This is a genomic window from Mesorhizobium sp. WSM4810, assembly GCF_055811235.1.
The window spans coordinates 31,044-53,807 of the sequence record NZ_JBVVQV010000021.1 but is presented as its reverse complement, the minus strand read 5'-3'; the positions used below and the strand labels follow the sequence as shown (position 1 = coordinate 53,807).

Here is a 22,764-nt window from a genome sequence, read left to right as displayed (position 1 = left end):
GCGATTGGCGAAACCATCGGTGGCGGCTTCCCGTCACTATACGGGGAGAAATGCCCGGCAGGGCAATGAGGGGCAGCGCAGACCGAACAAGCTGACTAGGCCAGGTATCCGAAAATGCGGACTCTTACGGCCTAGGCTGACCAAGGCCGCGCTCACGCCAGCTTGGCCAAAAGCCTCATGAAAATGGCGGCCTCCTTGGCCGAAAGCGGCGCCAGCGTTTCCTGCGTGATGTCGCGGGCGATCGGGATCAGCCGCTCGACAGCCTTGCGGCCTTCAGCAGTCAGATTGACCAGCAGGCGCCTTTTGTCGACCTCATGCTTGGAAAGCTCGACCAGGCCGCGCGCCTTGAGCCGGTCGATGACACCTTTCACCGTCGCCGCGTCCATGGCGATCAGGCTGCCAAGCTGGTTCTGCGAGGTCTCGCCGACATCGTGCAACTTGGCCAGGGCGGCGAATTGCGGCGGCGTCAGGTCGGCGATGTGCGCGGCGAAGATCGAGACATGGCGCTGGTGAGCCTTGCGCAGGATGAAGCCGACCTGCTCCTGCAGGCGGTAATCGTTCTCGTCAGGCTCCTCGGCCTCGACCAGCTTGAGCTTGATGTCTTCGGCGCTCACCGCAGTCCGTCCCACGCCTTGATGTCCTTTGCCGCGAGGCCGCCCATGCGGTCGTGCACGCGCGGGCCGCAGGTCATGGCGAGGCAGAACAGGATCTCGTCGGGACGAGGGCCGTCGCTGATGCCGACCTCCATGGCGTCGAAATGGCTGCGCACATAGGCGGCGTTGATATGGCCGAGCGGCACGTCGAGCCGCGAGCCGAAGGCGCCGACCTTCTTTGCCGATGGCACGATCGCCTTGGCATCGCCGAGCCGCTCGCGCATGGCATAGCCGCCAGGCACATGCCACAGCGCGCCATGCTCCAGCTCGCCGGCGATACCGACGATGGCGCCCTTGCCGTAGCCGTCGATCTGTTTCACGTCGCCACCCAATGCGGTGATGAGCTTGTCGGAGAGCAGCAGGCCGAGCGGCTTCAGATCGTCCATGGCGCTCTGCAGATCTTCCACGTAGCGGCCGGCGAATGGGTTGTTCACTACCGCCATTGCGGCGGCGCGGCGGCGCGGCACCTTCGCCACCGGCCCGCCCTCATGAAATATCTCCTCGGTCAGCACCGCAATCTTGCGGATCGCAAACTCAGGCATGGGCAATTTCCTTCCTTGATTTCTCGTTGGGCGCAACGAGCGCCATGGGGCCGGCGATCCGTGCCTGACCGGCAAGGAACAAGGCTGAAGCGGCAATCAGGCCGTTTCGCCGAAACTCCTCGGCGACGGCGAGCCCCCAGTCCAGCGCGACGGCGATTTCGCCTGATGAAAGCGCGCCGACGCCCTGGGTGACCAGGCGATCGCCAAGGTCGCTGTCGGGCGCCAGATCGCGTGCCGGCATGCGCTCGATGGCGCGATGACCGGGCAGGTCGACGGCGTTGGCGATCAGGGTGGCGGCTGCATCGGCTTCAGCACCGGTCCGCGCCAGCACGGTAACAGCGTCGGCGATCCCGAGCGAAAAGGAACGGCCGCGCCAGCCGCTGGTCGCGATGCCGCGAATCCCGTCTTCGGCACGGATCGCGATCCGGTCTGCCAGTCCATGGCCCGTCCCGGCAATGGCAAGCGTCATGGACCGGCCATTGCCGAGATGGATCGCGCTGTCGCCACCATTGTTGACATAGGCGCGATCGAGCCGGCGGCCGGCCAGCAGCGTAGCAAGCATTTCGTCGGCTACCGAACCGGCGACCGCAGCCATCGGCGTGATGAATTGTTTCGCCAGCGGAACAACCGCCGCTTCCATACGTCGCGCCGTAGGGCCAGCGAAAGCCCGGGGTCGCGACGAGGCCGGCCGGCGTAGTTCTGGCAGTTCGTCGACGAGTTCTGGCAGGATTGTTTGAAACCGCGCCACCGCCTGGCTATAGGCGGCGCGGCGTTCGTCCGCATCGCCAAATGCCTCGACGATCAGGTCGATCGGGCCATGATTGAGATGCAGCCGCCTGCCGTCCTCAAGCCAATGCGCCTGCGGGCCGTTCATCACTTTGCCCCGTCTGCCGCTGTGCGCCGGAGCTGCGCCAGCGGCGGCCATGGATTGCTGGCTGGCGCAGACGTGCCGCGGCGCGGGTTGAGATACTCGCCGCCTTTGGCGAGAATGTCGTCAACGCTGCGGATCTCGGCTTCGTAGCCGCCGAGCCTGATATAATCGTCGCGGCGCAGGGTGAACTCGATCGGCGCCACCAGTGCCGGCGTCGGCACATAGCCGAAGGCGCCTTCCGGCACGCGGGTGACGTCGACCATCAGCGTGATGCCGCCGCCCGGCCAGACATAGACCGGCGCGCCGCCGACCGTCACATACGTCGTCAGGCCCTGCACCGAGCGGGTCAGATTGACCGGGTTCTCGGTGACGCCGGCGCGCAGCGAGCCGCCGGCGCCGCCGACGAACAGCACGGTGCACAGCGCCGGCTCGCAATTGTCCTCGATCAGGCCGACGGATTTCTGCAGTCGCTCGGGGAACGGTTTCTGCATCGGCTTCAAGGCGTCGTCGAGCTCGTAATAGGCGAACTGCTCGCCGGTGGTCGAGACCATCAGCAGCGACAGGCCGGGACGCGCGCCCTTCTTCGCATTCCATTCGCCAAGGATCGACAGCGGGTTGGAAATGCTGGTGCCGCCCCAGCCGAGGCCGGGCTCCGACACCTTGAAATAGCGACCCGGCGTCGAACGGCGGCCGATGATTTTTATGCCCGTGTCCTGCCAGCCGAGCACCTTGCCTGCCTGATGCTCGGAGACGACGCCGGTGATGTGATCGTCGACCACCACCACCTCGTCGACCAGGCCGCGCCACTGGGTGGCGAACATGCCGATGGTGGCCGAGCCGCAGCCGACGCGCATCCGCTGCTCGAGCTTGCCGTCGATGACCGGCGGCTTGCCGGCTTCGACGACGACCACAGCGCCGCCGTCGATGGTGAGTTCGACCGGCTTGCGATTGCATAGATTGAGCAGCGCATCGCAGGTGGCGCGGCCTTCGGCTTTCGAGCCGCCGGTCAGATGATGCACGCCGCCCAGCGACAGCATCTGCGAGCCATATTCGCCTGTCGTGACATGGCCGATCGCCTCGCCTCCGGCGCGCACAATCGCCGTTTCGGGGCCGATATGACGGTCGGTGTCGATCTTCACCTTGAGGCCGCAGTAGGAGAAGATGCCCTCGGTGACGACGGTGACGAGATCGACGCCTTCGACCTCCTGGCTGACGATGAAAGGCGCCGGCTTGTAGTCGGGATAGGTGGTGCCGGCGCCGATCGCGGTGACGAAGCGGCGGCCGGTGTTGACCAGCTCGCCGTCCCATTCTTCGCCCTCGGCGACAAACGGCACGACCGCGCCGCCGGCCTCGGTCGCGTGGTCGAGGATGGTCAGCGGATCCATCCGCACGATCCTGCCGCCGACATTGCCGTAGCGGTCGCAGGCGCCGGTGCGGCCGTCTGCTATGTAGCACATGACCGGGCAGGCATCGCAGCGGATCTTTTCCGCCACCTGCTTCTCGCCGGGATCATGCGTCTCGAAACGTTCGGCAAGCTCGCTCATCGGCGTGCCTCCTTGTCGCGGATCGCGGCGCGGGTGCGGCTCGGCGTCGCCGGAATTTTGCTGACCAGGACACCGGTGGCATGGCGGATGGCGTTGAGGATCGCCGGTGCCGTCGGGATCAGCACATGCTCGCCCAGGCCCTTGGCGCCAAACGGTCCTTCCGGATCCGGAACTTCGATCAGGATGGTCTCGATCGGCGGCACGTCGCCGATCGTCGGGATCAGGTAGTCGTGCAGATTCTCGGTGCGGCCGGGGATGTATTCCTCCATCAGCGCCATGCCGATGCCTTGCGCGATGCCGCCCTCGATCTGGCCTTCGGCGAGCAGAGGATTGACCGCCTTGCCGACATCATGCGCTGCGGTGATCTTGATCAGCTTCACCGTGCCGAGCTTGAGGTCGACCTCCAGTTCGGCGATCTGCGCGCCGTAGCCATAGACGGCATAAGGCTTGCCCTGGCCCCTGGCGTCGAGCGGCAGGGTCGGCGGGTCATAGCTTTCCTCGGCGCGAAAGACCAAGCCGTCGGCATCGGCCTTCAGCGTGGACAAATCGATATGCCGTGTCGCTTCGCCTTCGCGGATGACCAGGCTTGCGCCATCCAGAGCGATCGCCGCTCTCTCCGACACATTGGCAAAGCGCAGCATGGTCTCGCGCAAAGCACGGCCGGCTTTTTCGGCGGCCTTGCCGGTCACGAAGGTCTGGCGCGAGGCCGACGTCTTGCCGGCGTCCGGCGTGATCGCCGTGTCGGCGCTTTTCAAGCGGAATTTTTCGAGCGGCAGGCCGAGCGCGTCGGCGCAGATCTGCGCAATGACCGTGTTCGAACCTTGCCCGATATCGACCGCGCCCTGATGCAGGACGACGTCGCCTTCAGCCGAGATGCCGACCCTGATGGTCGACGGATTGGGCAGCGAGGTGTTGCCGCAGCCATACCAGCAGGAGGCGACGCCGACGCCGCGTTTCCGGGTTTCGTTGGCACTGTTGAATGTATCGGCATCGACAAGCGCACGCCTCCAATGCGGGCGCAGCGCTTCGAGGCACTCGGCGATGCCGACGCCCGATTCCAGCCTCTGTCCGGTAACCGTTTCGGAGCCGTTACGAAGACAGTTTTTCACCCGAAAATCGAGCCGGTCCAGGCCAAGCTTTTCGGCCAGCTCGTCATAGAGCGTCTCCTGCATGATCGTCGCCTGCGGCACGCCGAAACCGCGGAAGGCGCCGGAGATCGGGCCATTCGTGTGGATGGCGCGGCCTTCGGCCCGATAGTTCGGCGTCGCATAGGGACCGGAGGCGTGCACCGGCACGCGGTTGGCGACGGTCGGTCCCCAACTCGCATAGGCGCCGGTGTTGAAATCGCCGGCGAAGACCATGCCGGTGACGCGGCCATCGGCATCGGCGCCGATGGTCGCCTTCATCTCGGCGGGATGACGCTTGGTGGTCGAGATCATCGATTCATGACGGGTATAGGCGAGTGCCGCCGGCCGCCCGGTCTTCATCGCCACCAGACCGATCAGCGGCTGCAACGAAACGTCGAGCTTGGAGCCGAAGCCGCCGCCGGTGGCGGTCGGCACGATCCGCACCTTGTCGACGGCAAGGCCAAGCACTTTTGCCACGTCGTCGCGGTCCATATAGGGCGCCTGCGTGCAGGCGACGACGACCAGCGTGTCGCCGTCCATATAGGCATAGCCGGCTTCCGGCTCGATATAGGCGTGCTCGACATAGGACGTGTCGATGGCGCCGGAAACAGTGAACGCAGCGCCGGCAAGGGCGGCTTCGGGGTCACCGCGCTCGACAAAGCCTGATGTGAGCAGGTTTGCCGGCCGGTTCTCGTGGATCAGCTGCACGCCGCCGGCCTGCGCCTCGCATGGCTGCAGGACATGCGGCAACTCGGCCCAACGAACAGGAAAATCCGCAAGGTCGAGATCGAGGATGGCCTCGCGCTCGCCGGCAACCAGCGCCACCGCCTCGCCGCGAAAGCGCGAAAAATCCTCGGCCAGCGCCGGCTGGTCGGCGAAAGGCGCAATGACGCCGAAGCAGTTCTTTCCCGGAATGTCGGCAGCGGTGAAGACGCCGACGATGCCGGGATGGACTTTCACCCAGGCGTCGAGATCGCCGAAGGCGAAGCGGGCGTGATAATGCGGCGAGCGAACCACCAGCACCGCCAGCGCTTCGGCCGGGAAGGAATCGCCGCCGAATCTTTCGCCGCCGGTGACTTTCGGCAGGCCGTCGAGGCGAATTGGAGAGGAGCCGACGGCGTGGCCTGAGATTGGCATTCTGCGGTCAAGATCGAGAGAAGGGGTCGCCAGCGCACAAACTTGTCCTTTCTCCCCGTCATTATACGGGGAGAAGGTGCCGGCAGGCGGATGAGGGGCAGCGCCGTCGGTCGAAAATTCGCTCGCGAACCGTCCAGCATCCATCACCGCAGCGACGATCTTGCGATAGCCGGTGCAGCGGCAGAGGACGCCGCCCAGGGCATCCTGGGTTTCGGCCTCGGTTGGATTGGGGTTGCTGTCCAGAAGCGCTGTCGCCGCGATGAGCAGGCCGGGTGTGCAGATGCCGCATTGCGCCGCGCCATGGTCGAGGAACGAGGCCTGCAGCGCCGACAATCTGCGGTTGGCGAGACCCTCGACCGTGGTCACCACGGAGCCAGCGGCAGAAGCCGCAGACATGAGGCAGGCGCAGACGGGTTCGCCGTCGACAAGCACCGTGCAGGCGCCGCAATCGCCGGCGTCGCAGCCGACCTTGGTGCCGGTCAGGCGCAATTCGTCACGCAGCACCGAAGAGAGACGGCGAACCGGCGGCACGCAGACAGAAACGGCGGCGCCGTTGACCTCGAAGGCGATGTCGGCACGCTCCATGCTCATGCCAGGCTGAGCTCCGCTCATGCCAGGCTGAGTTTTGGTCATGCCAGGTTGAGCTTGGCTCATGCCGCCGCTACCTTCCCGACCGACGCGTGACCCGCGGCACCGAGAACGGCGCGGGCGACAATCTCGCGCGCGGCGTCCAGCCGGTATTCGGCGCTGCCGCGCACGTCGTCGATCGGCGAAAGCTCGTCCATCGGTGCGGACTGGATCGCAGCGACGAGAGATCCGTCGACCGGGACGCCGCGCAAAGCTGCTTCGACACTTGCAAGACGCCTGGCGACCGCCGAACAGGAGCCGACGGCGACGGCGGCGTTGGCGACGATGCCATCCTCAATGGTCAAGCGGGCCGCCGCCATGGCTATGGAAATGACGAGATAGCGGCGCCCGCCGAGTTTTTCGAAAGCCGACGTGCCGGTGGCCGCTTCTTTCGGCACGCGGATGGCGGTGACCATTTCGCCCGGCTGCAGTTCCGTGCGGCGGTTCCCCAGGATGAATTTTTCCAGCGGCAGATGGCGGACCGTCGCCAGCGAGCGCAGCTCGACCTCGGCGTCGAGAACCAGCAGCGCCGGCACGCCGTCGGCCGCCGGCGAGGCGTTGCAGAGGTTGCCGGCGATGGAGGCGACGTTCTGGATCTGGACGGAGCCGACTTCCCGCGCCGCCTGCTTCAGCGCATCGAAAGCCGTCGGCAGCGGATGACGGACAAGATCGGTCCAGGTCGTGCGCGCGCCGATGAGCCAATGGCTGCCGGTCTCAGCAATGCCGCGCAGGGTCGCCAGACCGTTGACGTCGAGGACATTGTCGCGGAAAGGCTTGGCTCCTTGTGCCGGATAGAAATCGGTGCCGCCGGCAAGGATGCGCCACCGAGCCTCGCCAAGCAAAGCGAGCGCCTCGTCGACCGTGGTGGGTTTCGCGTAACGGATCACGCCTTGCCTTCCCAGAAACAATGGCCTTCCCAAAAATGGGCCTTCCCAGAAAAGGGTTCCAGACGGATGCTTCCGGCATCCGAAACCGGTCAAATTCATTCGTATGCAAATGATATCAAGCCGGCAGGATTTGTCAAAGCCGGAGTTTTGGCGCGTTTTGGCGCCAGCGTCAGCATCGGCGCGACGGCACGCACATTTGTTACGCCGTTGGAGTTGACGCAGCCGGCCATCTGGTCAAGTTTCTGCATCGGTCGCGCCAGCGGCAATTTCGGCAGGATCGAACACCGGCGATTTTCGGTTCGGGTCATGCCTCCGCGACAACAAGAGGGAGGCTGCATGGCCGACGAAGCGCTTGTCATCATCGACCTGCAGAACGATTTCTGCCCGGGCGGCGCGCTGGCGGTTACCGGCGGCGACGAGATCGTGCCGCTGGTCAACGACCTGATCCGGCGGACCGAACATGTCGTGCTGACGCAGGACTGGCATCCCGCCGGCCATTCGAGCTTTGCCTCCAGTCATCCCGGCAAGCAGCCGTTCGAAACGATTGAAATGCCGTACGGCCCGCAGACGCTGTGGCCCGACCACTGCATCCAGGGCAGCCTGGGTTCGGATTTCCATTCGGGTCTTGCCTGGACCAGGGCCGAACTGGTGATCCGCAAGGGTTTCCGTCCGGAGATCGACAGCTATTCGGCTTTCTTCGAGAACGACCATGCGACGCCGACCGGCCTTGCCGGCTATCTCAAGGAGCGCGGCATCGACACGCTGACCCTGGTCGGCCTGGCGACCGATTATTGCGTCGCCTTCTCGGCGCTCGACGCGGTCAAGCACGGCTTTCACACGACAGTGCGGCTCGACGCCTGCCGCGGCATCGATCTCAATGGCTCACTCGAGACGATGCTGAACCGAATGCGCGATGCCGGCGTGACGCTGGCTTGAACATCACCAATCGCATTCGACACAATTCCAGAGGGGGCATTATGCGGTTTGCGGCGGCTTTGACGGCGGGCGCTGTGGTGGCAGTCGCAACCCTGTTTCCGGGAACAGTGCTTGCAGCCGAGGTCCACGAACTGCCGGGCGAAACAATGTCGCTGTGGTGGGCGCTGCCCTTTGCCGGCCTGCTTCTGTCGATCGCCACCGGGCCATTGCTCTTCCACCATGTCTGGGAGCATCACTACGGCAAGATCACCTTGTTCTGGGCGGCGCTTGCGGTCGTGCCGCTGGCGCTGGCGTTCGGCATGGCTTCGGCTGCAGAGGCGGTGCTGCATGCGCTGCTCACCGAATACATGTCGTTCATCATTCTTCTGTTTGCGCTGTTCACCATTTCGGGCGGCATCCTCGTCGCTGGCAACATCCACGGCACGCCGCTGGTGAATGCCGGACTGCTGCTGATCGGGGCGATGCTCGCCTCGGTCATCGGCACGACCGGCGCCTCGATGATCCTGATCAGGCCGATCCTGCGCGCCAACGACAACCGGTCGTTCAACGCCCATGTCGTCATCTTCTTCATTTTCCTGGTGTCCAACATCGGCGGCTCGCTGACGCCGCTCGGTGATCCGCCGCTGTTCGTCGGCTTCCTGCGCGGCGTCGATTTCTTCTGGACCGCTGCCAATCTCTATCAGGAGACACTGTTCGTCGGCGGCCTGGTGCTGGCCGTCTTCCTTGCCATGGACATCATCCTGCATCACCGCGAGGCCGGCGCACCGAAGATCAAGGATCCGACACCGGACACGAAGGTGCGCATCCGAGGCCTGGCCAACCTCCCGCTGCTGGCCGGGGTGATCGGCGCGATCCTGCTTTCCGCGACCTGGAAGCCGGGCGTGGCTTTCTCGGTCCAGGGCGTGAGCCTTGAATTGCAGAACCTTGTGCGCGACGCCATCATCCTGGCGCTTGCGTTCCTTTCGCTCGGCGTCTCGCAGAAAAGCCACCGGCAGGCGAACAACTTCCACTGGGAGCCGATATCAGAGGTGGCGAAACTGTTCGCCGGCATCTTCATCTGCATCGTGCCGGTCATCGCCATTCTCAGGGCCGGTGCCGATGGCGCGCTGGCGCCGCTGGTCTCGCTTGTCAGCTCGCCCACCGGTGAGCCCAACGACCTGGCGTATTTCTGGATGACCGGAGCGCTATCTTCCTTCCTCGACAATGCGCCGACCTATCTGGTGTTCTTCGAGCTCGCCGGCGGCGATCCGCAGCATCTGATGACCACCTTCGCCTCGACGCTGGCGGCGATCTCGGCCGGCGCGGTGTTCATGGGCGCCAACACCTACATCGGCAATGCACCGAATTTCATGGTTTACGCCATTGCCAGGCATCGCGGCGTGAAAATGCCGGGCTTCTTTGGCTACATGGCATGGTCGGGCGCGGTGCTGGTCCCGATATTTTTGATCGCGGGTTTCCTGTTCTTTCGCTGATCAGCCGACGCCGACATAGCGGCGGACCGCCGACGGATCGGCGCGGAGCTCCTCGACATCGACGGTCTCGCGGTTGCGGCCGTTTTCGATGAACGAGACCCGGTCGGCGACGGACAGCACGGCATCGACGCGCTGCTCGACCAGGATCGTCGAGACGCCAAGGTCGCGCAGCTTCGCTACTGTCTCGCGAATTTTTGCGATCATCGACGGCATCAGCCCTTCGGTCGGCTCGTCGAGCAGAAGCACCTGCGGTTCGAGGCACAGGGCCCGCGCCATGGCCAGCATCTGCTGCTCGCCGCCCGACAGCGTGCCGGAGCGTTGTCTCAGCCGCTGGCGCAGCAGCGGGAAGAGCTCGAGCACGTTTTCGCGCGTCGCCTTGCCCTTGCCGCGGGCCATCAGGCCAATCTCGATGTTTTCGGCCACCGTCATCTCAGCGAACAGCCGCCGGCCCTGCGGCACATAGGCGACGCCGGCCTTCGGCACGTCGTGCGCCGGCAGGCCGGTCAATTCCCTGCCGTCGAGCCTGATCGAGCCGGCGCGTGACGGAACGAGGCCCATGATCGCCTTCAGCGTCGTCGTCTTGCCGGCGCCGTTGCGGCCGAACAAGCAAAGCACCTCGCCCTTGTTCAGCACGAGGTCGAGGCCGTAGAGCACCTGGACCTCGCCGTAGAAGCAATCGAGCCCGGAGACGATCAGTGCTTCAGCCCGCGTTTGCGTCATGCGGTCGTCCCCAGATAGGCGTCCTGCACTTGCGTATTGGCGCGGACCTGCTCGGGCGTGCCTTCGGCCAGGATCTTGCCGGCGTTGAAGACCGTGATGCGGTCGGCAAGCTGCATGACCACCGGCATGTTGTGTTCGATCAGAAGCACGGTGGCGCTTTTTGCGATCTCGCGCACCAGCCCGATGAAATTGTCGATCTCGCTGTCGGCCAGCCCCTGCGTCGGCTCGTCGAGGATCAGCAGGCGCGGCTTCAGCGCCAGCCCCATCGCCACTTCGAGCAGGCGCTGATGGCCATAGGACAATTGCCCGGCCGGCATGTGGGCGCGGTCGGCAAGGCCAGTGCGCTCGAGCGCCGCCATGACGCCGACATGCACGGCACCTTTCGAGCGGCCGTCGGTCAGCGTGCGCTGCACAGGCAGCGCAACGTTGTCGTAGGCGGTGAGGTTGGCAAAGACGCTGGTGATCTGGAAGGTGTAGGCGATGCCGAGGCGAACCCTGGCGTAGGCCGGCAGGTTGGTGATGTCGGCGCCGTCGAAGACGATCATGCCCGACGATGGCTGGATGCGGCCGCTGATCAGGCTGACGAAGGTGGTCTTGCCGGCGCCGTTGGGGCCGATGACGGCGCGGATCTCGCCCGGCATGAGGGCGAAATCGACACCATCGACGGCGCGCAGGCCGCCGAAATTGCGATACAGGCCTTTGGTCGTCAGCAGCGGCATCATGGCAGCCATCCGAGCCAGCGCTGGCGGATGGTGCCGAGAACGCCCTTGGGAAAGAACAGCACCAGCGCGATGAGGGCAATGCCGACTATGAGCAGATAGGCCGAGGTGTAGCCGCTGGTGATGTCGACGACATAGTACATGAACAGCGTGCCGATCAGCGGACCGAGCGTGGTCGCAGCACCGCCGAGCAGCACCCAGAGCAGCGGCAGAATGGAATATTGCACCGAGGCGAAGGTCGAGCCGACGTACCCGAACAGCAGCGCGTAGGCGGCGCCCGAAGCCGCGCAGATGGTGCCGGAGATGACGACCGCGGCAAGCTTGTTGGAAAAAATGTCGTAGCCAAGCATTTTGGTCCGCTCCTCGTTTTCGCGGATGGCGACCAGCACACGGCCATACCTGGAGCGGACTATGCCGAGCGTCACCAGCAGCACGATCGAGAACAGGACCAGCGCGCTCATGTAGCGCACGGTCGGATTGGTGAGGCCGAGCGAGGTGTCGCCCAAAACAAGCACACGCGCCGACTGCGGCACCACCAAGCCCTGATCGCCGCCGGTCCAGGCCGCGAGATAGAGGATTATGAGATAGAACACCTGCGCGAACATCATGGTGACGATCATGAAGGCGACACCGGAAGTGCGCAGCGCCAGCAGCCCGATCACCAGCGCGAGAAGCGCGCCGCAGGCAAGGCCGGCGGCGAAGGCGGCCGGCACACTCCAGCCGAGGTGGATGACGGCAAGGCCTGCGCCATAGAGCCCAGCCGAAAAGAACATGGCGTGGCCGAGGCTGAGCAACCCGACATAGCCGAACAGCAGGTTGTAGCCCATGGCGAAAACCGCCAGCACCATGATGCGGGCGAGCAGCCCGTGGTGATATTCCGGCAGGACGAAGCTTAGGGCGAACAGCAGGACGATGACGCCCAGATGCAACGCATAGGCCTTTGACGGTGAAGCCTCCTTCATCGCGATGCCGTCCCGAACAGGCCTTGCGGCCGGAACACCAGCACCATGGCCACCAGCAGCGTGGCGATGATCTTGGCCAGCGTCGGCGAGAAGAACACCGAGATGATGCCGTCCGACAGGCCGATGAGCACGGCGGCGACCACGGTTCCGCGCAGCGAGCCGAGGCCGCCGATGATGACGACGATGAAGGACAGCAGCAGCGGGTCCTGTCCCATCAGGTAATGCGCCTGGCTGATCGGCACGATCAGCACCGCGGCCACCGCCGCCAGCATGGCGCCGAGCGCGAAGACGCCGGCATAGACGCGGTCGACCGGAATGCCAAAGGCCTGCGCCGTTTCGCTGTCATATTGCGTGGCGCGCATGACGAGGCCAATTCGCGTACGCGTCAGCACGAACCAGGTCGCCACCAGCAGAAGCGCGGATGCGGCGATGATCGACAGCTTGTAGCCGGAGTAGCCGAACCACGGCAAAAGGATGCGGTAGCTGAAGGGCGGCTCCACCGGCCGTGCCTCCGGACCATAAAAGGTCAGCGCCAGTTGCTGGATGATGTAGAGCATGCCGATGGTGGCGACGATGGTGGCTTCCGGATTGTAATTCAGCCGGCGCAGCACCAGCCGTTCGGAGACGAGCGCGATCAGGCCGACGATCAGCGGCGCCAGCACCAGGGCTGCGAGGAAGCCGAGCGCCGGATGGCCTGATATCGCCGTGGAGATCGCCCAGGCAAGCACCGCGCCGAGCATGAAGAACTCGCCATGGGCGACATTGACGACGCGCATGACGCCGAACACCAGCGACAGCCCAAGCGCCGTCAGCGCCAGCACGGCGGCGGTGACGAGGCCTTCGAGGGCGGCGAGGAGGAGGTGGGGTCCGAAGTGCATCGGCTATACGCTGGCGGGGTGCAAGCTCACAGCGGCTGCGTCGTGTAATCCCCTTCCGGCTCGTAGAGGCCGTCCTCGATCTTGGTCTTGTGGACGACGTTCAGCCGGCCGCCTTCGACCTTGGAGATGTTCTGGATGCCAAAACACTGGTGGATCTTGCCGTTGAAGGTCTTCGGCCCCTGCGGATGCTCGGGGCCTTCGGCGAACTCGGTCAGGGCCTCGGTCGCCTCGACCAGCTTGGCGCGGTCTTCCGGGCCCTTGTAGCCGGCATCCTCCATCGCCTTCTTGACGACATAGAGCGTTTCCCAGCAGCCGAACATGTGGGCGGCGGTGGAGACGTCCTTGGGATCGCCGACGGCGGCGCCATTGTCGTCGATGCCGACGGCGGCGCGATAGGCCTTCTGCGCGCCGGAATCATCGGGCTGCGCATAGCGCGGCGAGCCTTCCCAGAAATGGCTGCCGTCGAGGAATTCGAGGCCGGGGCTGTTGATGTCGGTGGCTTCGAGCGAATCGATGAAGCCGAACAGCTGCGGCCGGCTGGAGCCGTAGAATTCGCCGAGTTCCTTGACGAAGGTGAGTACCGCCGGGCCGACCATGACGTGGTAGATCACCTCGGTTTCGGCCGGGATCTGCGGAAAGTATTTGGTGAAGGACGATTCCGTCGGCGGGATGGCGATCTGGGCGATGACCTCGGCGCCCTGCGCCTTCAGCGCCGGCGGCAGGTAGTCGCGATGGTCGTAGCCGAAGGCGAAATCGGGGAAAATCTGCGTCACCTTCTTGCCGGCATTCGCCGCGATCCACGGCGCCATCGCCTGGATCTGGCTCTTCACGTCGGTGATGCCGGGCTGGAAGACGTAGCGGTTGAGCTTGGTCGAGGCGACGTGGTGGCCTTCGCTGACGACAAAATAGGGCATCTTGGCCTCGCCGGCTGCCGGCGCCGAGCCGATGACGACATGCGAAAACAGCGTGCCGTAGACGATGTCGGTCTTGTGCTGGGTGGCGAACTTACCGACCACTTCGGCGCCGCGGCCGGGATCGGTGCCGTCATCCTCGATGATCACCTCGACCGGCCGGCCGTTGATGCCGCCGGCTTCGTTGATCGCCTTGACCGCGGCTGCGGTGGTCCGCTCGTACCAGCGGCCATAGGCGGCGCCGATGCCGGTGCGGTGGGACTGGAAGCCGATCTTTATCGGCGCCGAGCTTTGCGCCTGGCTGTAGCGCACGAACCCAGGCGCGACGGCAAGTCCGGCGCCCGCGGCCAACCCCTTGAGCGCGGTGCGGCGGGTGAGACCGGTTTTGGAGAGATCTAAAAACCCATTCTTGTCAGTCACGGCAGTTCCCCTTGTTTTTGAGTTTTGACCAATGGCTGTAGCGAGACGGGCCACTCTTGGTGAGAGCGCCGAAATTGCATGTGTACAAACTAAATCATCAAAGCCCTGACGTGGCAAGCGAGCTTTCCCCCGGGGACTGATCGACGTCATCGAAGCCGGGTTTTGTCTCACCCGACCGAAGGCGTGGCAAGCAACCACAGGCCGAAGACCGTATAGGCGATCATCAGCACGGTGAGCGGAAACTGGCTGAGCGCGGCGCCCGCGGGACGCGAATGCAATCGCCAGGCGAGGCCATGCGCGACGAGCACGGCGAGCATGTGGCCAATGATGATGACGCCGGCCTGGAAATTCCACAGCCACCATGCCGAGCCGGCGCCGGCAGCGACGCCGGCTTCGATCGGCATGTCGGCGGTGCCGAACAGGTTCCAGCCCAGCGTGAACGGGTCGGAAAGCGCAGCCAGCGCATATTGGCCGTCGACGAGCAGCGCCGTCAGATAGTGCGCAACATGATAGGCGAGCGCGATCGGCACGATCGACCAGACCAGCAGCCCTGCGGCCTGACTGAGGGAATGCGGGCTGCCGGCAAGATGCTGGCCAAGGACAATGGCAAGGATGAACGCGGCTGCAAGCAGGACGAACGTCAGCACGAGCCCGAAGCTGCCGACGCCGATCACCGCCGTGCGGCCCGGAAATTCCAGCGGATTGATGCCGAACAGGCCGAGCCAGAAGAAGGTTTTGGACAGACCGTCGAACGACACCGACGACAGCGCCAGCAGCAGGAAAGCGATGCCGCTGAGCGACAGCGGCGCGGCATCGCCGAGCTTGGCGCCCGGCCAGCACAGACTGAGCCGACCGCCTTCCTTGCGCTCGACTTCATTGCGCCCGCCTTCATTGCGCTTGCCTTCGTCGCGCTCAAGCAGGGCGAAGCGCGCAACCATGGCGAGGAAGACGGTCAGGAACTCACCGCGCCGGGTCCAGTCGCGGTAGCCGAACACCAGCATGGCGGCAAAACTCAGCAGCCAATAAAGGCCGGCGGCCCAGGCGAGCCGCGCCGGGTCGTCGGGCGCCGGGTCGATCAACTCGAACCAGGCGAAGGCGAAGAACAGCGCGAAAGCCGGCCAGCAGCCGAGCCACGCAGGCGATCGCCATGTCTTGCGATTGACGATCTTGCGATTGCCGAACAGGCGGGAAATGACACGCCAGGGCCCGTACCACGGGTTGAGCCATGACCAGAGATTGCCGAACAGCCCCTGCAGCAAAACCAGGCCAACCCAGAGCAGCGTCCAGATCGCCAGCGGCAGCGGGTTGGAGAGCGGATCACGGCTGCCGAACAGGCCGGCCGCAACCAGAACTACAAAGCCGGCAAAGGATATCAAGCTGACGACCGCCCGCGCGCCGTCGCCGAATGCGAACAGCGGCAGGCGCCGCCGCCAGAAGCGGGCAGGAAAGTCTGAGGGCAGCAGCGCCAGGACAAGAAAACTGGCTGCGACCGCGAACGCGCCGCCGGCGACGTAGTAGCCGGTGGGCAGAAGCAGGACGTGGCCGCGATCGGAGGCATGGGCGAAGGCTGGGGTGGGGAACAGGAGGGCCAACGAAGCGACAGAACCAAGAAAGCAAATGGCTTTGGCGGCTGAATGACAGCGCTCTACGGCGCCCCCCTCTGTCCTGCTCTCTTTGCCAAAACTTGACATCTCCCCCACTTGGGGGGAGATCGGCAGTTCGCTCGGACGGCGCCTTCCATGCGACGTTGGAGATTGGCGAAGGTGTAGATGACGGCCAATCTCCCCCCTCGTGGGGGAGATGTCCGGCAGGACAGAGGGGGGCGCGAAGGAACTCGAATTATCCAAGAGTTCCCTCACCCCTCACACCTTGACCAGCTGCTCCACGCGGTCTTTCTCGCCAAATATGCGCAAATAGCGCTCGATCTCTTTTTCGTCGCCGGTGGCTTTGGCGGGATTGTCGGAGAGCTTGACCGCCGGGCGGCCATTGGCTTCGGTGACCTTGCAGACCAGTGAGATGGCGTCGAGCCGGTTGGTATCGGTCGGCGCGCAGCCCTCGAAATCATTGGTCAGGTTGGTGCCCCAGCCGAAGGACATGCGCACCTTGCCGTGGAAATGGCGGTAGGTTTCCTCGATGGTCTCGACCTCGAGCCCGTCGGAGAAAATCAGCAGCTTCTGCCCGGGGTCCTTGCCCTTTCCGCGCCACCAGGAAAGGATCTTCTCGCCGCCTTCGATCGGCGGCGCGCTGTCGGGGCGAAAACCGGTCCAGTCGGCGATCCAGTCCGGCGCGTCACGCAGGAACGCCGCGGTGCCAAACGTGTCCGGCAGCACGATCAGCAGATTGCCGCCATAGTAGCGCTGCCAGTCCTGCAGCACCTTGTAGGGCGACTGCTTCATTTCCCTTTCCGAATTGGCGAGCGCGGCGAACACCATCGGCAGTTCATGCGCGTTGGTGCCGAGCGCCTCGAGGTCGTTGTCCATGGCCAAAAGCACGTTGGAGGTGCCGGTGAACGCCTCGCCGATGCCTTCCTTGAGCGCTTCGACGCACCAGCGCTGCCACAGGAAGGAATGGCGGCGGCGGGTGCCGAAATCCGAAATGCGGATGTCGGGCAGCGCTTTCAGCCGCTCGGTCTTGGCCCACATCTTGGCCTTGGCGCGAGCATAGAGCACGTCGAGCGCAAAGGGCCCGAACGCCCGCATGGCGGCGCGAGATCGAAGTTCATTGATAATGGCCAGCGCCGGGATCTCCCACAGCGTCGTGTACATCCACGGACCGCTGAACGTGAGCTCGTACTGGCCATCGCGCTTGGAAAGCTCGTATTCCGGCAACTGGAAATTCTCGAGCCAGGCGAGGAATTCCGGTTCAAAAATCTGCTTGCGGCCATAGAAGGTGTTGCCGCCAAGCCAGATCATCTCTTTCTTGGAGAAGCGCAAGGTGCGGGCATGGTCGAGCTGATCGCGCAGTTCTGCTTCGTCGATCTCCTCGGCAAGGCGAACCGAGGTGGTGCGGTTGATCAGCGAGAAGGTGGTGTCGATCTTGGGATACATGCCCCAGATCATCTGCAGCATCAGCAGCTTGTAGAAATCGGTGTCGAGCAGGCTGCGGACAATCGGGTCGAGCTTCCAGGTGTGGTTGTAGACGCGCCGCGCAATATCGGTCTTGGTCATGTCTCGATGCCGCCTTCACTGCTCGCTCTAGCTTTTCATTTAGCGCAATTTCCGGACGGAAAACCGCTGCGCACTTTTCCTGGAATTGCTCCAAATGCCTCTTAGCATTGAATTTTTGAATGCGCCTCCCGCTTTGCGGGCTGGTCCGACAAAAAGAAAACGCTGCGGCAAGCGCGCTGCTTCGGCTGCTGCAGCCTCAGGGCGCGGTCTTGGCGCCGATCACTCTCAGCGCCGGACGCTTCCTACGGATGCCGATGCGGCCCGCCACCGGCGCATCGGCGCGGCTGTCGGCCTGCTCCTTTTCGGCAAACAGCCAGTCGATGAACAGCTGCACGATCGGCGCCGACCTCATCTCGTTGCGGCAGACGACATAGAAATCGTCGACCGCCGGCACCGACAGGCTGAACGGCGCGACCAGCAGTCCCCTGGCAAGCAGTCCGCTTGCCGTCACCGTATCGCCCAGCGCCACGCCATGGCCGTGGACCGCCGCCTCGCTCGCCATGCGCGCGTCGCCAAGATGGTGGCGGCGGCCGCGCTCCAGATCCAGCGCATCGGCAGCAGCCAGCCAGGTGTGCCATTCGCGGCCGTCGTCGCCGTGCAGGAAGACGTGATCGGCAAGGTCGCGCACGGTGCGGATCGGACGGTTGTTGATCAGCGTCGGGCTGACCACCGGGAACAGTTCGAGACCCGACCATTTGCGCATCCAGCAATCGGTCCAGCTGCCATCGCCATAATGCACGCAGATATCGATATGCGGCGCGCGGACGTCCTTGGCATCATTCGACGGGATCAGCGTCAGCCTGATATCGGGATACTGCGAGGTGAAGCTGCCGAGCCGCGGGATCATCCACAGCAGCAGCAGTGCCGGCACGCAGGAGACCGACAGGGCGCCGGTGCTCGCCGGCCTTGTCATGCGCTGCGTGGCGGCGGCGATGCCGTCGAAGGCGGTCGACACCGCCGGCAGCAATTCGGCGCCGTGCGGCGTCAGCTTCACCCGCTGACCGGCGCGCTCGAACAGCTTGACGCCCAGCGACTGTTCGAGCGCCTTGATCTGATGGCTGACGGCGCCGTGGGTGACGTTGAGCTCAGCCGCCGCCTTGGTCAGCGAGGCATGGCGCGCCGTCGCCTCGAAGGCCCGCAATGGATTCAGGGGAGGCAGACGCTTGGCCATCGGAGCCTCAAAGGAGCACGATCCCCAGAAGTGGGACCCCGTTTTCGGATAAGATCGTGCTCGACATTAATGTGAGATTTTCTCACAGCAAAGGCCCTAACAATATCAATTGATTTTTCAATGCAGCTGCAAGACACTTTGGATCGAACAGCATCAAGACGTGAAATCCGCAGGCAGCCGGCAGGATTGCGACCGTCATTGATGGCCGCTCCGCACCAGCCATGGAGGACGGACATGGGTTATAACAGCGGCAAGCTCGAAGCGTTGCGCCGCAAATATGGCGAAAGCCATGGCGGCGAGATGTTCGACCCGAAATTCCGGCGTGTCGCCGACAAGATCTTTTCCAAGAGCGGCACACGGCTGGCGCCCTATTCCGGCATTCCGACCTTCCTCACCGCTCCCTACCGGGAAATCGCCGCCGACAATCCTGATTTCGGCGATCTGCAGGTGGCGATGATCGGCGTGCCGATGGACCTTGGCGTGACCAACCGGCCGGGCGCCCGCTTCGGGCCAAGGGCGCTGCGCGCAATCGAGCGCATCGGTCCCTACAACCACGTGCTGGAATGCGCGCCGACACACGAACTGAAGGTGGCCGACATCGGCGACGTGCCGTTCCAGAGCCGCTACCGGCTGGAGACCAGCCATGACGACATCGAGCGCCGGACGAACCAGATCGTCGACGCCGGCGTCATTCCGCTTTCGGTCGGCGGCGATCACTCGATCAGCCACCCGATCCTGAAGGCTGTCGGCAAAAAGGCGCCGGTCGGCATGATCCACATCGACGCCCATTGCGACACCAGCGGCCTGTTCGACATGACCAAGTTCCACCATGGCGGGCCGTTCCGCAACGCGGTGCTGGACGGGGTGCTGGATCCGTCGCGCACAATCCAGATCGGTATCCGCGGCTCGGCCGAGTATCTGTGGGAGTTCACCTACGAATCCGGCATGACCGTCGTGCATGCCGAAGAGGTGACCGGCCTCGGCATGCCCGCCATCATCGCGAAGGCGCGCCAGATCGTTGGCGATGGCCCGACCTATGTGTCCTTCGATATCGACAGCATCGACCCGGCCTTTGCGCCGGGCACCGGCACGCCGGAAGTAGGCGGGCTCACTACGCGGGAAGTGCTTGAACTTTTGCGCGGCCTCAAAGGGCTCAACATCGTCGGCGGCGACGTCGTCGAGGTGGCGCCGCAATACGACGCAACCACCAACACGGCCCATGCCGGCGCGCAGGTGCTGTTCGAGATCCTCAGCCTGATGGTGTTCAGCCCGGCGCTCTCAGGCAAGCGAGCCTGACGCATCAGGCAAAAACTTCCAAGGCGAGCGCCGCGCTGGAGCCGGCGGCCGCATTCAAACAAAACAAGCTTCCAGCAGGGGAACGACAATGACATTTCACATGAAATCATCCATCGCCGGCGTGCTGCTGCTCGCCGGCCTCGGTCTCGCCACCCAGGCCGCCAATGCCGACGCGCTCGACGACATCACTAAGGCCGGCGCGATCAATGTCGGCATTTTCTCCGACTTTCCGCCCTTCTCCTCGGCCAGTGCCGATATGAGCATCAAGGGCTATGACATCGACGTGGCGCAGTTCATCGCCGACCAGCTCAAGGTCAAGCTCAACTTGGTCAGCGTGACCGGGCAGAACCGCATCCCGTATCTTACCGACAAGCGCGTCGATATCCTGATGAGCGTCGGCTACTCCAAGGAGCGCGAGCAGGTGATCGATTTCGCCTCCGCCTACGCGCCCTATTATATCGCCGTCATCGGCCCGGCCGCGCTCAAGGTCGAAGGCAAGGACGATCTCGCCGACAAGTCGATCGCCGTCAACCGCGGCACGCTGGAAGATACGTCACTGACCGAGGCAGCACCCGCCTCGGCCGACATCCGCCGTTTCGACAACTATAATTCCGTCATCCAGGCCTTCATCTCGGGTCAGACCCAACTGATGGTCGTCGGCAACGATGTCGGCGCCCAGGTGCTCGCCCGCCAGGAGGCACTGAAGCCGGAGCAGAAGTTCCAGCTTCTCACCTCGCCCTCACATATCGGCCTCAACAAGAACGAGGACCGCCTGAAGCAGGCGGTCAACGACGCGGTCGCCAAGATGCTGGCCGACGGCAAGCTGGACGAAAGCTCGAAAGCCTGGCTCAAAACACCGCTCAATCCCGACAACCTCAAGGATTGATCTCCGGGGTAAGGACCTATCATGGGCTACAGCCTCGACTTCGGCTGGCTTGCCGATGCGACAGGTGCGATCGCGCGCGGGGCGGCCATGACGATCCTTTTGATCGCCGTGACCACGCTGGCGGGAACGTTCCTCAGCATCCTCGGCGCAGCAGGGCGGCGAAACGGCCCCTTGCTGCTCAAGCGGGCAATCGGCGTCTATGTCGAAATTATCAGGAACACGCCGTTCCTTGTGCAGCTGTTCTTCATCTTCTTCGGGTTGCCCAGCATCGGCGTGAGGCTCGATCCGCTGCTGGCCGCCATGCTGGCAATGACGCTCAACATGGCGGCCTACACGATCGAGATCGTCGGCGCCGGGCTCGACGCGGTGCCGCGCGGGCAGACGGAAGCAGCCCTTGCGCTTGGGCTCAGGCTGCGTCAGGTCTTCGTCAAGATCGTGCTGCCGCAAGCGCTCAAGGTGATCTTTCCGGCGCTGACCAGCCAGATCATCATCATGATGCTGGAGTCCGCCGTGGTGTCGCAGATCGCGGTGCGCGAACTGACCTACGAGGCCGACATGCTGCAGGCGCGCACCTTCCGTGCTTTCGAGACCTATTTCGTGGTGACGATGGTCTATCTCGTCCTGTCGATGGGGCTGCGCCGGCTGCTGGTCAGCGGCGGCCGCCGCGCTCTGGGAGCCGGCGTGTCATGATCGAATTTACCTTCTGGGATATCGTCCGCAACCTTCTGCTCGCCGCGCGCTGGACGGTGCTTTTGTCGCTGGCGGCTTTCGTCGGCGGCGGCGTGGTTGGCATGGTCGTGCTGTTTCTCAGGATCGCCAAGAACAAATGGAGCCGGCGAGTTGCTTCGGGCTACATCGCGCTCTTCCAGGGAACGCCGCTACTCATGCAACTCTTCCTGATGTTCTTCGGCCTGCCGATGCTGGGCTTGCGTATCGAGCCGTGGACCGCTGCAGCGCTTGGCCTGACCTTCTTCGCCAGCGCCTATCTCGCCGAGATCTGGCGCGGCGGCGTCGATGCGCTGCCGCGCGGCCAGTGGGACGCCGGCGCCAGTCTCGGCCTTCACTATCTGCAGGAACTGAGGCTGATCATCCTGCCGCAAGCGTTTTCGATCACCCGTGCCCCGACCGTCGGTTTTCTGGTGCAACTGATCAAGTCGACCGCGCTGACCTCGATCATCGGTTTCGAGGAACTGGTCAGGACATCCAACGCGATCAACAATGCGACCTTCGAGCCGTTCACCGTCTATGGGCTGGTCGCCTTGATCTTCTTCGTCATGTGCTTCCCGCTGACGCAATATGCACGCTCGCTTGAACGACGGGCGACTTCAAACTAGCAAGCCGCCTCTGCGCTTGGCGTTCGAACACCTTCTTCGCTTCTTCGGAGCTATCTCCTTGTTGGAAGAAGAGTTCTGTGTACTCTCCACATGCGTTAGGAAGGCTTGGGGATGAGAATTGCAATGTTGGTCGCGTTGGCCGCGACAGTAGCCGGGTGCGCGACCTCTCCGGTCGACTATGGAGCGTCGCTTTCGAAGCAAGACCGGAAATGGGCGTCGCCGGAATGCCAGCAAGCCCGCATGGAGGCTTCGGACTACGACGCTCGCGAAAAAAAGCAGCCGGGCTGGGGAACCGGCGTCTTTCTTGGCCCGTACGGATTAGGGCTCGCAGCAGCCATCAAGGAGCACCAGCAGAAGCAACGAAAATTGTTCGCCCGCGCGGTGCACCTGCGGTGCTCAAGTCTTCCACTGCCAAAGGAGTTGCAAAGCAATCTAAGCCCTCAGGCCGCGAGCGCCAATCAGACGAAATATCCATAGACGTCACGACCCCGTCCTGCTTCGTCA

The 22,764-nt window shown here is 64.1% G+C and carries 21 protein-coding genes; 7 read left to right on the top strand and 14 right to left on the bottom strand.

Annotated elements, in window-relative coordinates; all coding sequences use genetic code 11:
* Positions 1 to 152 precede the first annotated feature (152 nt).
* Genes AC0L3O_RS25385 through AC0L3O_RS25360 form a run of 6 tightly spaced genes read right to left on the bottom strand, consistent with a single transcriptional unit; the run spans position 153 to position 7,388 of the window.
* Positions 153 to 614 carry a MarR family winged helix-turn-helix transcriptional regulator gene (locus AC0L3O_RS25385; RefSeq protein WP_473534815.1) on the bottom strand — a complete coding sequence of 154 codons (462 nt, stop codon included), beginning with the start codon at positions 612 to 614 and terminating at the stop codon, positions 153 to 155.
* Complete coding sequence (locus AC0L3O_RS25380; protein WP_287213473.1) at positions 611 to 1,195, bottom strand: amino acid synthesis family protein; 585 nt, start codon at positions 1,193 to 1,195, stop codon at positions 611 to 613. Before AC0L3O_RS25380 ends, AC0L3O_RS25385 begins: the two co-directional genes overlap by 4 nt.
* Complete coding sequence (locus tag AC0L3O_RS25375) at positions 1,188 to 2,069, bottom strand: UPF0280 family protein (protein ID WP_473534814.1); 882 nt, start codon at positions 2,067 to 2,069, stop codon at positions 1,188 to 1,190. The genes AC0L3O_RS25380 and AC0L3O_RS25375 overlap by 8 nt, the downstream gene beginning before the upstream one ends.
* Entirely contained in the window at positions 2,069 to 3,610 is a 1,542-nt protein-coding gene (locus AC0L3O_RS25370) for a 6-hydroxynicotinate reductase (RefSeq protein ID WP_473534813.1), read from the bottom strand. The genes AC0L3O_RS25375 and AC0L3O_RS25370 overlap by 1 nt, the downstream gene beginning before the upstream one ends.
* A complete protein-coding gene (locus AC0L3O_RS25365) occupies positions 3,607 to 6,465 on the bottom strand; it encodes a molybdopterin-dependent oxidoreductase (protein WP_473534812.1) in 2,859 nt (952 codons plus the stop codon). The genes AC0L3O_RS25370 and AC0L3O_RS25365 overlap by 4 nt, the downstream gene beginning before the upstream one ends.
* 59 nt (positions 6,466 to 6,524) lie before the next feature.
* Positions 6,525 to 7,388 (bottom strand): FAD binding domain-containing protein, encoded by an 864-nt coding sequence (locus AC0L3O_RS25360; protein ID WP_473534811.1) that lies wholly within the window; start codon positions 7,386 to 7,388, stop codon positions 6,525 to 6,527.
* 336 nt (positions 7,389 to 7,724) lie between these two features.
* On the opposite strand from AC0L3O_RS25360, the gene pncA reads away from it, so the two are divergent.
* Both pncA and AC0L3O_RS25350 read left to right on the top strand, forming a co-directional pair.
* On the top strand, positions 7,725 to 8,324 hold the full coding sequence (pncA, locus tag AC0L3O_RS25355) for a bifunctional nicotinamidase/pyrazinamidase (protein ID WP_473534809.1): 600 nt from the start codon (positions 7,725 to 7,727) through the stop codon (positions 8,322 to 8,324).
* A 41-nt stretch (positions 8,325 to 8,365) separates the two neighbouring features.
* The gene (locus AC0L3O_RS25350; RefSeq protein ID WP_473534808.1) at positions 8,366 to 9,796 is read left to right on the top strand and encodes a sodium:proton antiporter; all 1,431 of its coding nucleotides are present in this window, start codon (positions 8,366 to 8,368) and stop codon (positions 9,794 to 9,796) included.
* On the opposite strand, the gene AC0L3O_RS25345 is transcribed toward AC0L3O_RS25350, so the two are convergent.
* From AC0L3O_RS25345 to gcvA, 8 genes are all read right to left on the bottom strand, one after another.
* Positions 9,797 to 10,516, bottom strand: coding sequence for an ABC transporter ATP-binding protein (locus tag AC0L3O_RS25345; protein WP_473616941.1), 720 nt, complete (start codon positions 10,514 to 10,516; stop codon positions 9,797 to 9,799).
* Entirely contained in the window at positions 10,513 to 11,238 is a 726-nt protein-coding gene (locus AC0L3O_RS25340; RefSeq protein WP_473534806.1) for an ABC transporter ATP-binding protein, read from the bottom strand. The genes AC0L3O_RS25345 and AC0L3O_RS25340 overlap by 4 nt, the downstream gene beginning before the upstream one ends.
* Positions 11,235 to 12,197: a branched-chain amino acid ABC transporter permease gene (locus AC0L3O_RS25335; protein ID WP_473534805.1), complete on the bottom strand. Its 963-nt coding sequence runs from the start codon at positions 12,195 to 12,197 to the stop codon at positions 11,235 to 11,237. The genes AC0L3O_RS25340 and AC0L3O_RS25335 overlap by 4 nt, the downstream gene beginning before the upstream one ends.
* A complete protein-coding gene (locus tag AC0L3O_RS25330; protein WP_473534804.1) occupies positions 12,194 to 13,075 on the bottom strand; it encodes a branched-chain amino acid ABC transporter permease in 882 nt (293 codons plus the stop codon). Before AC0L3O_RS25330 ends, AC0L3O_RS25335 begins: the two co-directional genes overlap by 4 nt.
* Positions 13,076 to 13,101: 26 nt before the next feature.
* Positions 13,102 to 14,406: an ABC transporter substrate-binding protein gene (locus tag AC0L3O_RS25325; RefSeq protein ID WP_473616939.1), complete on the bottom strand. Its 1,305-nt coding sequence runs from the start codon at positions 14,404 to 14,406 to the stop codon at positions 13,102 to 13,104.
* A gap of 167 nt (positions 14,407 to 14,573) precedes the next feature.
* Positions 14,574 to 16,097, bottom strand: a complete 1,524-nt coding sequence (locus AC0L3O_RS25320) for a hypothetical protein (RefSeq protein WP_473616938.1) — start codon at positions 16,095 to 16,097, stop codon at positions 14,574 to 14,576.
* A 171-nt stretch (positions 16,098 to 16,268) separates the two neighbouring features.
* Positions 16,269 to 17,573 carry a nicotinate phosphoribosyltransferase gene (pncB, locus tag AC0L3O_RS25315; RefSeq protein ID WP_473534801.1) on the bottom strand — a complete coding sequence of 435 codons (1,305 nt, stop codon included), beginning with the start codon at positions 17,571 to 17,573 and terminating at the stop codon, positions 16,269 to 16,271.
* 196 nt (positions 17,574 to 17,769) lie between these two features.
* Entirely contained in the window at positions 17,770 to 18,744 is a 975-nt protein-coding gene (gcvA, locus tag AC0L3O_RS25310; protein WP_473616937.1) for a transcriptional regulator GcvA, read from the bottom strand.
* 234 nt (positions 18,745 to 18,978) lie between these two features.
* Here gcvA and speB point away from each other — a divergent pair, with 234 nt between their 5' ends.
* The 5 genes from speB (at position 18,979) to AC0L3O_RS25285 (ending at position 22,737) form a co-directional block, all read left to right on the top strand.
* Positions 18,979 to 20,040 (top strand): agmatinase, encoded by a 1,062-nt coding sequence (gene speB, locus AC0L3O_RS25305; protein WP_473534800.1) that lies wholly within the window; start codon positions 18,979 to 18,981, stop codon positions 20,038 to 20,040.
* 88 nt (positions 20,041 to 20,128) lie between these two features.
* A complete protein-coding gene (locus AC0L3O_RS25300; RefSeq protein ID WP_473534799.1) occupies positions 20,129 to 20,926 on the top strand; it encodes a transporter substrate-binding domain-containing protein in 798 nt (265 codons plus the stop codon).
* Positions 20,927 to 20,947: 21 nt separating this feature from the next.
* On the top strand, positions 20,948 to 21,616 hold the full coding sequence (locus AC0L3O_RS25295) for an amino acid ABC transporter permease (protein ID WP_023801531.1): 669 nt from the start codon (positions 20,948 to 20,950) through the stop codon (positions 21,614 to 21,616).
* On the top strand, positions 21,613 to 22,260 hold the full coding sequence (locus tag AC0L3O_RS25290; RefSeq protein WP_287065849.1) for an amino acid ABC transporter permease: 648 nt from the start codon (positions 21,613 to 21,615) through the stop codon (positions 22,258 to 22,260). The genes AC0L3O_RS25295 and AC0L3O_RS25290 overlap by 4 nt, the downstream gene beginning before the upstream one ends.
* Before the next feature lie 111 nt (positions 22,261 to 22,371).
* Positions 22,372 to 22,737: a hypothetical protein gene (locus AC0L3O_RS25285; protein WP_128170124.1), complete on the top strand. Its 366-nt coding sequence runs from the start codon at positions 22,372 to 22,374 to the stop codon at positions 22,735 to 22,737.
* Positions 22,738 to 22,764 lie beyond the last annotated feature (27 nt).